The organism is Micromonospora sp. NPDC000207 (assembly GCF_040300925.1).
In the GTDB taxonomy this organism is placed as follows: domain Bacteria; phylum Actinomycetota; class Actinomycetes; order Mycobacteriales; family Micromonosporaceae; genus Micromonospora.
This window is the reverse complement of sequence record NZ_JBEPEQ010000042.1, coordinates 1-13,129: the sequence shown is the minus strand read 5'-3', so window position 1 is coordinate 13,129 and position 13,129 is coordinate 1. Positions and strand designations below refer to the sequence as shown.

General features: G+C 72.0%; 11 protein-coding genes. 6 read left to right on the top strand and 5 right to left on the bottom strand.

Going from position 1 to position 13,129, the window contains the following annotated elements; translation table 11 throughout:
- The first annotated feature begins 174 nt into the window (after window positions 1-174).
- The 3 genes from ABT336_RS12905 to ABT336_RS12895 all read left to right on the top strand — a co-directional run bounded on the left by ABT336_RS12905 (window position 175) and on the right by ABT336_RS12895 (window position 2,500).
- Window positions 175-675 carry a cation:proton antiporter regulatory subunit gene (locus tag ABT336_RS12905; protein WP_350896729.1) on the top strand — a complete coding sequence of 167 codons (501 nt, stop codon included), beginning with the start codon at window positions 175-177 and terminating at the stop codon, window positions 673-675.
- Between the two features lie 3 nt (window positions 676-678).
- Entirely contained in the window at window positions 679-1,884 is a 1,206-nt protein-coding gene (locus ABT336_RS12900; protein ID WP_350896728.1) for a cation:proton antiporter, read from the top strand.
- A 184-nt stretch (window positions 1,885-2,068) separates the two neighbouring features.
- Window positions 2,069-2,500 (top strand): hypothetical protein, encoded by a 432-nt coding sequence (locus ABT336_RS12895; RefSeq protein WP_350896727.1) that lies wholly within the window; start codon window positions 2,069-2,071, stop codon window positions 2,498-2,500.
- Window positions 2,501-2,512: 12 nt separating this feature from the next.
- Here the strand turns inward: ABT336_RS12895 and ABT336_RS12890 are convergent, their stop codons facing one another.
- From ABT336_RS12890 to dnaK, 5 genes are all read right to left on the bottom strand, one after another.
- Window positions 2,513-3,004 (bottom strand): hypothetical protein, encoded by a 492-nt coding sequence (locus ABT336_RS12890; protein ID WP_350896726.1) that lies wholly within the window; start codon window positions 3,002-3,004, stop codon window positions 2,513-2,515.
- 130 nt (window positions 3,005-3,134) lie between these two features.
- Complete coding sequence (locus tag ABT336_RS12885; protein WP_350896758.1) at window positions 3,135-3,521, bottom strand: heat shock protein transcriptional repressor HspR; 387 nt, start codon at window positions 3,519-3,521, stop codon at window positions 3,135-3,137.
- 91 nt (window positions 3,522-3,612) lie between these two features.
- Window positions 3,613-4,800, bottom strand: coding sequence for a molecular chaperone DnaJ (gene dnaJ, locus ABT336_RS12880; RefSeq protein WP_350896725.1), 1,188 nt, complete (start codon window positions 4,798-4,800; stop codon window positions 3,613-3,615).
- A 79-nt stretch (window positions 4,801-4,879) separates the two neighbouring features.
- Window positions 4,880-5,632: a nucleotide exchange factor GrpE gene (gene grpE, locus ABT336_RS12875; protein WP_350896724.1), complete on the bottom strand. Its 753-nt coding sequence runs from the start codon at window positions 5,630-5,632 to the stop codon at window positions 4,880-4,882.
- A 48-nt stretch (window positions 5,633-5,680) separates the two neighbouring features.
- Window positions 5,681-7,588, bottom strand: coding sequence for a molecular chaperone DnaK (gene dnaK, locus ABT336_RS12870; RefSeq protein ID WP_350896723.1), 1,908 nt, complete (start codon window positions 7,586-7,588; stop codon window positions 5,681-5,683).
- A gap of 196 nt (window positions 7,589-7,784) precedes the next feature.
- On the opposite strand from dnaK, the gene ABT336_RS12865 reads away from it, so the two are divergent.
- The 3 genes from ABT336_RS12865 (at window position 7,785) to ABT336_RS12855 (ending at window position 12,734) form a co-directional block, all read left to right on the top strand.
- Complete coding sequence (locus tag ABT336_RS12865) at window positions 7,785-9,698, top strand: ABC transporter (protein ID WP_502891169.1); 1,914 nt, start codon at window positions 7,785-7,787, stop codon at window positions 9,696-9,698.
- A gap of 37 nt (window positions 9,699-9,735) precedes the next feature.
- The gene (locus ABT336_RS12860; RefSeq protein ID WP_350896720.1) at window positions 9,736-11,436 is read left to right on the top strand and encodes a GTPase; all 1,701 of its coding nucleotides are present in this window, start codon (window positions 9,736-9,738) and stop codon (window positions 11,434-11,436) included.
- 74 nt (window positions 11,437-11,510) lie between these two features.
- The gene (locus tag ABT336_RS12855) at window positions 11,511-12,734 is read left to right on the top strand and encodes a hypothetical protein (RefSeq protein ID WP_350896719.1); all 1,224 of its coding nucleotides are present in this window, start codon (window positions 11,511-11,513) and stop codon (window positions 12,732-12,734) included.
- Window positions 12,735-13,129 lie beyond the last annotated feature (395 nt).

Here is a 13,129-nt window from a genome sequence, read left to right as displayed (position 1 = left end):
TCCCCCGGATCGGCGTGTCCGACGACTAGGACGACACGAGAGTTGAGCGTATTCCACTCAACTCTAACCGGTGACCCAGGTAACGTCCGCCTCGACCTGACCGCCCTCGACCCGCCACCGCCGAAGACCGACCAGATATCGGCGTACGTCGTGGTACGGGAGTAGCGTGGGCTGGTGCGCGTACGTGTCGAACAGACCGCCCTGCCGGGCATCGGCGTCCGTCACGAGATGACGACCGAGTCGGGCCGGCGGCTCGGAGTGGTCTCCCACCGCAACGGTCGCCGGGACCTGGTCCTGTACGACCCCGACGACCCGGACTCCTGCCAGGCCGACGTCCCCCTCACCGACGACGAGGCCGAGGCGCTGGCCGACATCCTCGGCGCGTCCCTGATGCTCGGGCAGCTCTCCGGACTGCGGGAGCAGGCCGCCGGGCTGCTCACCGAACAGATCGCGATCCCGGCCGGCTCGGCGTACGTCAACCGTCGACTCGGCGACACCCGGACGCGCACCCGGACCAGCGCCTCGATCGTCGCGGTGCTGCGTCACGGTGAGGTCATCGCCTCACCCGACCCCACCTTCCGTTTCGCCGCCGGTGACGTGGTGGTCGTGGTCGGCACCCGTCAGGGCCTCGACGGGGTCACCGCGATCTTCGCCGACGACGATCCGGACGGCTGAGAGATGCCCGAGGACACCTCCATCCTCATCGAGTTGGGCGCGCTCCTGTTCGGGCTGGGGCTGCTCGGTCGACTCAGCCGCCGGATCGGGCTCTCCCCCATCCCGCTCTACCTCCTCGCCGGGCTGGCCTTCGGGCACGGGGGTCTCCTGCCGCTGGCCGCCAGCGAGGAGTTCATCGCCGTCGGCTCCGAGATCGGCGTGATCCTCCTGCTGGTCATGCTCGGACTGGAGTACTCGGCCGGTGAGCTGGTCGGCAACCTGCGCGCGGCAGCCCCGGCGGGCCTGATCGACGCGGTCCTCAACGCACTGCCCGGGGCCGCCTTCGCCCTCCTGCTCGGCTGGGGATGGCTGGCCGCCGTGGTGCTGGCCGGGATCACCTGGGTCTCCTCCTCTGGCGTGATCGCCAAGGTCCTCGGCGACCTCGGCCGGGTCGGGAACCGGGAGACACCTGTCGTCCTCTCGATCCTGGTCATCGAGGACCTCGCGATGGCCCTCTACCTGCCACTGCTCACGGCGCTGCTGGCCGGTGTGGGGCTGGTCCGGGGCGGGATCGCGCTCGGCGTGGCGATGCTCACGGTGGGGCTGGTGCTGGTGGTGGCGCTCAGGTTCGGCAACCTGATCTCCTCCGCCCTGTCGGCAGGGGACCCGGAGGCCCTCCTGCTCGGCGTACTCGGATCGACCCTGCTGGTCGCGGGGATCGCGGCGAAGTTGCAGGTGTCGGCCGCAGTCGGGGCGTTCCTGGTCGGCATCGCCCTCTCCGGGCCGGTCGCCCACCACGCCACCGAACTGCTCTCGCCCCTGCGGGACCTGTTCGCTGCTGTCTTCTTCGTCTTCTTCGGGTTGGTCACCGACCCTCGGGACATGCCGCCGGTGCTGGTGCCCGCCCTGGTGTTGGCGGTGGTCACAGTGGGGACCAAGCTGCTCACCGGATACCTGGCGGCCCGCCGGGTCGGCGTCGGCGAACCCGGTCGGTGGCGGGCCGGACTGGCGTTGGCCCCCCGGGGCGAGTTCGCCATCGTCATCGCCGGACTCGCGGTGTCCGCCGGGACCGTGGAGCCGAGGTTGGCAGCGCTGGCCACCGCGTACGTGTTGATCACGGTGGTCACCGGCCCGATGCTGGCCCGCCTGCCCGACACCGCCTGGTTCAAGCAGTGGCTACGGGGGCGAGCCGACAACCGGATACGCCAACCGCTGCCCACCCCGGACTGACCTTGATCACTGCCTGCGCCGGGTCGGCCGTACGGCCCGAACCGGTGACCCGACCGTCACCCGATTCTTCCCGCCCGGAGACTTCCGCAGGTCACCGCTGTCGCGCTACCGTTCGGCCCGAGCATCGAGGATCTGCGGAACGGCCGGTACCGCCGCGGGCGGGGACGCGGGGAAGGTTGTCCGGTTGAGCGTGCAGGGATCGACCTTCCACGGGTTCGCCAATCCTGTCGACCCCTCCCCGGCGGAGCTGCGGGCCTGGGCGTACCGGCCGGACTCGGTGCAGTTGACCACGATGCCCCAGGACTGGGACCTCCTGGTCGCCGGGGACCGACTGATCACGACCCTCTTCGACCTGGCCATGGATCCGGCCTGCCCGGCCCGCCGGTTCGCCCTGCACTGCCTCTACATCTACGCCGGCGACGGTATCCGGACCAACTTCCGCGCCCAGCCACGACGTCGCCTCCGCAAGCTCCTCGAACAGGCCGAACGGACCGGTGACGAACTCATGCTGACCTGGGCGTACAACGCCCGGACCCTGATGGCCCAGCCGGGCCTGTTCGTCTACCGGGACTGGTGCGAGGGCGGCCTGGTCCGGGAGAACCGCCGCCTCGGCTGACCCGTCGCCGACCTACTGCTCGGCTCGGCCTGCCGGTCGGGCCCGTTCGTCGCTGCGGCCCGCCGGTGCCCGGTTGCCCGTCGGGGCCCTGTCGATCGGGGACCTGTTCACCTGTCGTCCCCGGTCGCCGGGGGCGTCACCCCGGGAACCGGTTGCCGTCCGGCCCGGATCCGAGCCGACGGCCTTTCCGACCGGAGCAGGTGCGGCGGACCCGCCCGCCGTGGCAGCCCGGTCGGATCCGGTGGGCCGGTCGGTGGCTGAGGGCCGGTCGGACGCCGTGGGCCGGTCGGACGCCATGGGTCGGTCGGACGCCGTGGGCCGGTCGGACGCCATGGGTCGGTCGGACGCCATGGGTCGGTCGGCTGCTCGGGCCGGTTCGGGTCGGGGCCGCCGGGTGGCGAAGCGGTCGTCGCTGATCCGGTCGAACTTCTGCCGGATCGTCTCGGCGACCTGGTCGAGCCGCTCCTCGGCCTCCTGCGCCACCCGCTTGGCAGACTTGACCACGGTTCCCCCTCGCCGAGCGATTAGCCCGAATTTATGCCATTAAGCCCGATAACGAGGGTAAACGGAACGGCCCGGTCCGCGCCGGAGAATCGGCGGACCGGGCCGGCGTACGACCGACGGGGTGGCGAGGTCAGCGCTCCGGCTGCCGTCGGGGCCGCCACACCACGAGCGCGGTCGAGGTCTGCGTGGTCTGGACCAGGTCACGCCCGGGGAAGCGGGCCAACGTCTCCAGCTCCGCCACCCGGCGGTACGCCGCGTCCAACTCCGCCTCCAGCCGGGCCGCCCGCTGCTGCGCCTGGTCCAGGAGCTGCTCCAGGCCGATGATCCGCTTGATCCCGGCGAGGTTCACCCCGTCGTCCTGGCTGAGGCGCTGCACCTCACGCAGCAGCACCACGTCCCGGACGCTGTACCGCCGACCGCCACCGGCGGCCCGGCCCGGCTGCACCAGCCCCAACCTGTCGTACTGGCGCAGGGTCTGGGGATGCATCCCGGCCATCCGCGCCGCGACCGAGATCATCAGTACCTTGGCGTCGTAGGCAGGATCGTCCGAACCGGCGTACTCGTTCGACGTCACCGCGCTCACCTCCGCGTGCACCAAACACCATGGCTCATCCGTTGCGACGTACCCGGACGTCGAGATGTTCCCGGGCAGCCGAAGGGGTCTGCTCGTCGAACGTCTGCAACGCCTCCCTTGCGGTGTCGGAGACCGTCGCCGGCACCACCACGTCCAGGGTCACCAGCAGGTCACCGGCGGGTCCGTCCCGACGGGTCACCCCCTTGCCCCGGGCCCGCAGGACCCGTCCGCTCGGGGTACCCGGCGGAACCCGCAGGGTCACCGCCCCGTCCAGGGTCGGCACCCGCAGATCCGTACCGAGGACCGCCTCGGCGAACGTGACCGGCACGGTCAGGGTCAGGTCGTCCCCACTGCGGCCGAACAGGTCGTCCGGGCGGACCTTCACGTGCACGAAGAGGTCCCCGGGCGAACCGCCCCGCTCCCCGGGCTCACCCCGACCGGTCAACCGGATCCGCTGGCCGTCGGCGACCCCGGCGGGGAACCGGACGTTCAGGGTCCTGGTCTTCGTCACCCCGCCGGTGCCCCGGCACTCCGGGCACTTCTCGTCGACCACGGTGCCGACGCCCTGACAGTTGCGGCACGGCTCGGAGAAGGCGAACGCCCCCTGGTTCCGGGTGGTCACCCCGGCACCGTGGCAGACCTGACAGGGCCGTGGCTGGGTACCGGGCTTTGCTCCGTCGCCACCACAGGTGTCACAGACCCCCGGGGCGCGTAGGGACAGCGGGAGCGTCACCCCGCGTACGGCGTCGGTGAAGTCCAACGCCACCTCGGCCTCGACGTCGCGCCCCCGGGTCGGACCGGCCGCCCGACCCGTTCCACCACCGGCACCGCCGGAGAAGATCGAACTGAACAGGTCGGAGAAGTTCCCTCCCCCGAAACGCCTGTCACCGGCACCGGCGCCGCCGGCCGCCTGACCGAACAGGTCGGAGACGTCGAACGGTGCACCGCCCTGACCGGTCCGGGCACCACGCCGGAACGCGCCGGAGCCGAACAACGAGCGCATCTCGTCGTACTCCCGGCGGCGGGTGGGGTCGGAGAGCACGTTGTACGCCTCGGACGCGGCCTTGAACCGTTCCTCGGCCCTCGGGTCGCCCGGGTTGTGGTCCGGGTGCGACTCGCGGGCCAGTTTCCGGTACGCCTTCTTGATCTCATCCGAGGAGGCGGACTTGTCCACACCGAGTACGGCGTAGAAGTCCTTCTCGATCCAGTCCTTGGAACTCAACCGTCCACCCCCTGCCAGACGTGACCCGGCCGTCCCGCCCGTCTGTCGACGGACGGGACGACCCAGCCACGGATTCGTACTATTCCGGGTCGGCGACAGCGACCATCGCCGGTCGCAGCAGCCGCTCGCCGAGCAGGTAGCCCCGGCGCATGACCTGGACGCAGGTCGGTTCGGTGACGTCGGCGGAGGTCTGGTGCGCGACCGCCTCGTGTCGGGTCGGGTCGAACGCGTCGCCCTGCTCACCGAAGGGCGTGAGCCCGAACTTGCCCACGGCCGTGGTGAGCTGTTCGGCGACGGTGCCGAACGGACCGACCAGGTCGCCGTGTTCGCGAGCCCGGTCCAGGTCGTCGAGGATCGGCAGGAGCGCGGCCAGCACGGAGCCGGTCGCCTGTTCCTGGACCACCGAACGGTCCCGGTCCACCCGCTTGCGGTAGTTGGCGTACTCCGCCGTCACCCGTTGCAGGTCACGGGTCCGCTCGTCCAGGTCGGTGCGGAGCGCCTCCAGTTCCGCGCCGAGCGGGGCGGCGGACTCCGTCGACTCGGCCGGCTTGACGCTCTCCACCGGCTCGGCCGGAGCGTCCACCACCGCCGGACCGGCGGGGGCCACCTCGACCTCGATCTCGTCGACGACGACCTCGGCCTCCTCGACGAGACCCTCGGCCGGGGCCTCGGCGGCCGCGTCGGCCGCCACCGGCTCCACCGTCTCGCTGATCTTGCGATTGTTCCGGACGACGACCCGCGGCTGATCTTCGGCGGCGTGCTTGCCAGGCGCGGAGCCACCCGACCCCGAACCGGTCTGCTCCGGGTCGGCGGCTCGTGGCTTCTCCGTCATGGGGTCACCTCGATCCTTGTGCGATGAGTTCGGGTCGGGGACGGCCTGTCACTTCTTGTCCTCGTCCACGATCTCGGCGTCGACGACGTCGTCCGGGCCACCGGCGGGCTTGGTGCCACCGGCCGCACCGGCCGGACCACCAGCACCGGCCGGACCACCGGCACCGGCGGGACCGGCCCCGGGGTCGCCCGCACCCGCACCGGGCTGCTCGCCCTGCTCGGACTGCTGGGCGTAGAGCAGCGAACCGGCCTGCTGCGAGACCTGCGCCAGCCGCTCGTGCGCCGACTTGATCTTCTCGATGTCGGTGCCACCGAGGGCGCCACGCAGCTCACCGAGGGCCTCGTTGAGCTGGTCGCGGTTCTCCGAGGGGAGCTTGTCGCCGCTCTCGGCGAGGAACTTCTCGGTCTGCCACTGGAGCGCCTCGGCCACGTTGCGGGTCTCGGCCTCCTCGCGGCGACGCTTGTCCTCCTCCGCGTGCTCCTCGGCGTCCCGACGCATCCGCTCGATGTCGTCCTTCGGCAGCGAGGAGCCGCCGGTGATCATCATCTTCTGTTCCTTGCCGGTGCCCAGGTCCTTGGCGTGCACGTTGACGATGCCGTTGGCGTCGATGTCGAAGGTGACCTCGATCTGCGGCACGCCACGCGGCGCGGGCGGGAGACCGGTCAGCTCGAAGGTGCCGAGCTTCTTGTTGTACGCCGCGATGTCCCGCTCACCCTGGAAGACCTGGATCAGCACCGAGGGCTGGTTGTCGTCGGCGGTGCTGAACACCTCGGAGCGCTTGGTGGGGATCGTGGTGTTGCGCTCGATCAGCTTGGTGAAGATGCCGCCCTTGGTCTCGATGCCCAGGCTCAGCGGGGTCACGTCGAGCAGCAGGACGTCCTTGACCTCACCCTTGAGGACACCGGCCTGCAGGGCGGCACCGACGGCGACGACCTCGTCCGGGTTGACGCCCTTGTTGGGCTCCTTGCCGGTGAGCTGCTTGACCAGGTCGGTCACGGCGGGCATCCGGGTCGAGCCACCGACCAGGATGACGTGGTCGACGCTGGCCAGCTTGATCCCGGCGTCCTTGATCGCCTGCTCGAACGGACCCTTGCAGCGGTCCAGCAGGTCCTGCGTCATCCGCTGGAACTCGGCCCGACTGAGCGTCACGTCCAGGTGCAGCGGACCGGCCGAACCGGCGGTGATGTACGGCAGGTTGATGTTGGTGGTGGTGGCCGCAGACAGCTCGATCTTGGCCTTCTCGGCGGCCTCACGCAGCCGCTGGAGGGCCATCTTGTCCTGACCGAGGTCGATCCCGTGCTCACCCCGGAAGGTCTTGACCAGGTGGTCGATGACCCGCTGGTCCCAGTCGTCACCACCGAGGTTGTTGTCACCGCTGGTCGACTTGACCTCGATGACCCCCTCGGCCAGCTCCAGCAGGGACACGTCGAACGTGCCACCACCAAGGTCGAAGACCAGGACGGTCTGCTCCTTGGAGCCCTTGTCCAGCCCGTACGCCAGGGCGGCGGCGGTCGGCTCGTTGACGATCCGCAGCACGTTGAAGCCGGCGATCTCGCCGGCCTCCTTGGTGGCCTGACGCTGACCGTCGTTGAAGTAGGCGGGGACGGTGATCACCGCGTCGGTGATCTGCTCGCCCAGGTACGCCTCGGCGTCCCGCTTGAGCTTCATCAGCGTCCGGGCCGAGATCTCCTGCGGGGTGTACTTCTTGTCGTCGATGTCGACGGCCCAGTTGGTGCCGATCTCCCGCTTGACCGACCGGATGGTCCGGTCCGGGTTCGTCACCGCCTGGCGCTTGGCGACCTCACCGACGAGAACCTCACCGTTGCGGGCGAACGCGACGATCGACGGGGTCGTCCGCGAGCCCTCTGCGTTGGCGATGACCGTGGGCTCACCGCCCTCGAGAACGCTGACGCAGGAGTTCGTCGTGCCGAGGTCGATACCGACCGCACGTGCCATCTTCGCTTCCTCGCTTCTACCGTTGGGGCTGGCGGGGGCCCCGATCGGAGCGGACCCACCACAAGTTGAGTGACTGTGACTCAATAGTGCCACGCCACCGCCGAACGTCAAATCGGACTTGAGCGGACCCGACGCAACTTCACGTTCGGGCACCCTGCTGTTGTCTTCCGTTGCGTCGGTCGGGCACGCTTTAGCGGTGATCCCGCATGGCGAGTCCGCCACCCCTACCGGCGTGCCCACCGTCGCGGCCGACGCAGGGCGACCGGGCGACGGTCCGGACCGGTCGGATCACCCACAGGACCCACCCGCACCCACCCCCGCCCCCTCGGACCCGGCGCGGAGTGAGACGGATCACGCTCCGACCCCGGAGCCCACCGACGGCGACGGGCTACCCCAGGCACTCGCCGGACTCCGTTGCGTGCTCGACGGTGCCCGGTTCCCCCTGGAACTGCCCTCGGCGAGCCCGGCCCGGCGCACCGCGACCGCCCTGGTCAACCAGCTCGACGACTACCTCCTACCCCGGTTGGCCCAGCTCGACGCCCCGTTGCTGGTGGTCGTCGGCGGCTCCACCGGAGCGGGCAAGTCCACACTGGTAAACAGCCTGGTGCAGGCCCGGGTCAGCGCTGCCGGGGTGCTGCGGCCCACCACCCGGTCCCCGGTGCTGGTCTGCAACCCGGCCGACTCGGCCTGGTTCCGTCAGGGCGACCTCCTGCCCGGCCTGACCCGTACCAACGAGCCCAGCGAGGATCCGGGGACCCTGCAACTGGTCAACGCCCCGGCCCTCCCCCCGGGGTTGGCCTTCCTCGACGCGCCGGACATCGACTCGGTGGTCGACGCCAACCGGACCCTGGCCGGTCAACTCCTCTCCGCCGCCGACCTCTGGCTCTTCGTCACCACCGCCGCCCGGTACGCCGACGCGGTCCCCTGGGAGCTGCTGCGGACCGCCCAGGCCCGGGGCACCGTGATCGTCATGGTGCTGGACCGGGTGCCGCCGGAGGCGATCGACGAGGTCGCCGCCCACCTGTCGGAGATGCTCGCCGAGCAGGACCTCGGGTCGGCGCCCCTGTTCGTCCTGCCGGAGACCCAGGTCGACGGGCAGGGCATGCTCCCGGACTGGGCCACCCTGCCGATGGCCACCTGGTTCAGTCGGCTGGCCGCCGACGCCGACGCCCGGACGGCGGTGATCCGACAGACGCTCGACGGCGCGTTGGCCGCCCTCCTGCCCACCCTCGAAGAACTCGCCGCCGCCGCCGACGAGCAGACCGCCGCCGCCGAGGCGCTGGACGAGCGGGTACGCGCGGCGTACCGCAGCGGGCACCGCACCGTCGAGCAGGGGCTCCGTGACGGTCGGCTGCTCCGGGGCGAGGTGTTGGCCCGTTGGCAGGAGTTCGTCGGGACCGGGGAGTTCTTCCGCAGTCTGGAGGCCCGAATCGGGCGGCTGCGGGACCGGCTCGTCGCCACTGTCACCCGCCGCCCGGCGCCCGCCGCCGAACTCCGGACCGCCATCGAGTCCCAACTGGTCACGCTGCTGCGCGGGGTGGCCGCCGAGGCGGCCGAGAACGCGTACACCGGGTGTCGGGCCCATCCCGCCGGGGCGGAACTCTTCCCCGCCGAGCTGGCCCACCCCTCCGACGACCTGCCCGAACGCGCCGAACGTCTGGTCCGGGACTGGCAGCGGGGGGTCCTGGAGCTGGTCCGCGCCGAGGGCGGCGACAAACGGTTCGTGGCGCGGACCGCCGCGTACGCGGTGAACGCCACCGGGCTGGCCGTGATGATCGCGGTCTTCGCCTCGACGGCCTTCATCCCCACCGGCGCGGAGGTTGCCACCGGGGCCGGCACCACTGTCGCCGCCCAGGCCGTCCTCCAGGCGATCTTCGGCGACCAGGCGGTACGAACCCTGGCCGCCAAGGCTCGGGCCGACCTGCTCAAGCGGGTCCGTACCCTGCTCGACGAGGAGGCGGCGCGTTTCCTGACGCGCACCGAGCAGGCCCGCCCGGAGCCGGCCACCGCCGCCGAGCTACGCGGCGCGGCAGCCTGGGTGGAGGTCACCCGTCGGCACAGCGGACTGATCGAGGCGGCGCCGACCCCCACCGAGGGCACCGGCACGTGAACCGGACAGCCGCCGACGAGAACGGAAGGTAATTCCCTTGACGGGCATCGTGGGTCGGGTGCGGGACGCGCTCCGGGGTGACCAGCGGGTCGACGCCGACGAGTTGGTCGGCCGCCTGGACCGGATCCGGCACTTCCTCCAGGTGGTCGACGGTTACCTGCCGGACGCCCGACTCGTGTCCGCGCACACCCTCGTGGAACGGGCCGGAACCCGGTTGGCGCTCTCCCGCGACCACACGGTCGTCGCCCTGGCCGGGGCGACCGGGAGCGGAAAGTCCAGCCTGTTCAACGCCCTCGCCCGGATGGACCTTTCGCCGGTGGGGGTGCGCCGACCCACCACCGGGGTGGCGCACGCCTGCGTGTGGGGGCCGCTGGACGGGGCCAACCGGCTGCTCGACTGGGTGGGCGTACTGCCCCGGCACCGGTTCGTCAGGGAGAGCGCCCTCGACGGTGACGACGAGACCGCCCTGCACGGGCTGGTCCTGCTCGACCTGCCCGACTTCGACTCGGTGCAGCGGTCGCACCAACTGGAGGTGGACCGCCTCCTCGGCCTTGTCGACCTGGTGGTCTGGGTGGTCGACCCGCAGAAGTACGCCGACCGCGTGATCCACTCCGGGTACCTCAGCGAGTTCCACAGGCACCGGGACGTGACAGTGGTGGTGCTCAACCAGGCCGACCGGCTGCCCGGACACGAACTGCCCCGGGTCCTCGACGACCTGCGCCGCCTCCTCGACCGGGACGGTCTGGGCGGGGTGCCGCTGCTGCCCACCACCGCCATCGACCCGGACGGCATGGTCGAGTTGCGGGAGGTGTTGGAGCGTACCGTCGCCGAACGGCAGGCGGTGCTGCGTCGCCTCGCCGGTGACGCGGACACCGTGGTCGCCGGGCTCGACGAGCTGGTCGGCACGGCGACCGCACGGACCGGGCCGGACCCGGCGGCGACCCGCGCCCTGACCGGCGCGCTCGCCGGGGCGGCCGGGGTCCCGGCGGTGACCGAGGCGGTCCGGCAGGCGTACCGGCGACGGGCCGCGCTGGCCACGGGATGGCCGGTGGTGCGGGGCTGGCGACGGTTGCGACCGGACCCACTCAACCGGCTGCACCTGGCCGGGACGGACGGCACCGCCACGCTCGACGCACCGGCCGGGACCGACGACCGCAAGCTGCTCCCGGCGACCTCGGTGCCGGAGGCGACCGCCGCCCAACGGTCGGCGCTGGGGCTGGCGATCCGCACCGTCGCCGACCGGTCCGCCGAGGGGATGCCGGAGGGCTGGTCGACTGCGGTGACCGCAGCCGCCCGGTCCCGCCTGGCCGACCTGCCGGACGGACTGGACCGGGCGGTCGCCGGCACCGACCTGGGCGTCCCGGAGCGGCCGGTGTGGTGGCGGCTGATCGGCGGGGTGCAGTGGCTGGTCACCGTCGCCGCCGTCGCCGGGCTGGGCTGGCTGGTGCTCGGGTACGCGCTGCGGGTGCTCGGCCTGCCCCCGCCGGAGGGTCCACAGCTCGGTCAGGTGCCCCTGCCCACTGCGCTCCTGCTCGGGGGCCTCCTCGCCGGGCTGCTGTTGACGGCGGTCACCGGTCCGGTGGTGCGCTGGGCCGCCGAACGGGTCCGCCGACGCGCCGACCAGCGGCTCACCGCAGCCGTCGGGGAGGTCGGCGAGGAGTACGTGCTGACCCCGGTACGTGCCGTCCTCACCGCGTACGAGGAGGCGGGTACGGCGTTGCGGGCCGCCCGCCGGTGACCGGGCCGGTGACGTCGGGGCGGGGCGGGTTCGCAACTGGTGTCGCCGGGCCAGTGTGGGCGTAGGGTCTGGACATGGCCACGCCCAAGACCCCCTACGACGCGGTACTGCATGCCGCCCGCGACGTGACCAGGCTGGACTGCGCTCTCGACGCCGAGATGCTCGGCACCGCCCTGCTCGGCAGCGTGTACGCGATCGCCGAAACCGACCGGAACACCGCCGTCCGCGAGTTCGTGACCGGATTCCTGGCCGCCACCGCGCGCCGCCGGACCTCGGCGGCGACCACGATCCGCTCGGTCTTCGCCGCTCTCGTGCCGGATGCCGACGGCGCGGCCCGGGTCCGTCCCGGAGCCCAGGCCCCGACCTGGTCGGGGCAGCTCGGCCGGGTCCACCTCACCGGCACCTGGGCCTACGGCGACGTGTACGGCGACCAGACCTCCTACCTCGCGACCTTCGCGTACGACGAGGAGGGCGGTGGGCCGGAGCACGCCCTCGTCGCCCTCGTCGACCACAACATCGGCATCACCAAGGACGTCTTCATCGGCAACCCGGCCGAGCCGATCGTGGCCCAGGTCCGCACGCTCTGCGGGGCCGACGAGTTGACCTGGTTCCGGGAGGAGGACCCGGCCCGGATGCGGGACGAGGTGACCCGGCACCTGGCGATCACCGACGACCTGGGAAACCTGCCCGCCGAGGGGTCGCTCGCCACCGACCGGGCGTTGGTCGGGGCACGGCTGGCGCTGCTGCCCGGCCGGGCCACCGAGCCGCCCCCGACGGTGGAGCCGCCGACCGCCGACGAGCGCACCGAACTGGTCCGTCGGTTCCTCGGCGGGCCGGAGGCCGCCCGGTTCGGGCTGACCGACCTCGACGGCGACGAACTGGCCTCGCTGCACTTCTGTCTGAGTCTGGTTCTGGACCACGCGGCGGGCTTCCCGGACGCCGACCCGATGCGGTGGAGTCCGGCGATGGCCGGGCTGTTCCTGCTCGACTGGGTGCACCGACGGGCGGTCCTGGACATGGACGACGCGGCGATGCTTCCCCGGGTGCTGCGGGCGTGGGCCGGACACGCCGGACGACTTCGGGGCCTGCCGGAGTCGGCGCTCACCCAGACCGACACGGCGATCGAGGAGATGGTGCCGGAGTTCGCCAGGCTCTACTCGACGGGTGAGCGGCGGAGCCCGGCGACAGCTGCGGTGGCCCAGTTGATGGCCGACGGGGTCGACCCGGACGACCCGGCGGCGTTGGACGCCTGGATCGAGGCGAACCGGCACCGCCTCACCGACGAGGGCACCGGCTAGTCGATTCCGGCGGGCACGAGCTGGTCGATTCCGACGAGGGCACGGGCTGGTCGATTCCGGCGGGCACGAGCTGGTCGATTCTGACGAGGGCACGGGCTGGTCGATTCTGACGAGGGCACGGGCTGGTCGATTCCGGCGGGCATCGGGTCAACCGGTGCCCGCCGGTTCGGTCCCGGCGGGTTCGCTCGGTGCGGCGCTGTCGGCGTGGGTCGGTTCCACCAGTCTGGATGGTTCCGGCGCCGGTGCCGATCCGGTTGCTGTCGGTTCGACTGTGGGTGTCGCAGTGGCCGGCGACGTCGGCCCGGAGGAGGGCACCGGCCCGGGGGACGGGCTCGGCGACGGTGACGGCCTGGGTGTCCGTGTCGGTCGGGGGGCGGGTGTCCGCGTGGGGGGCG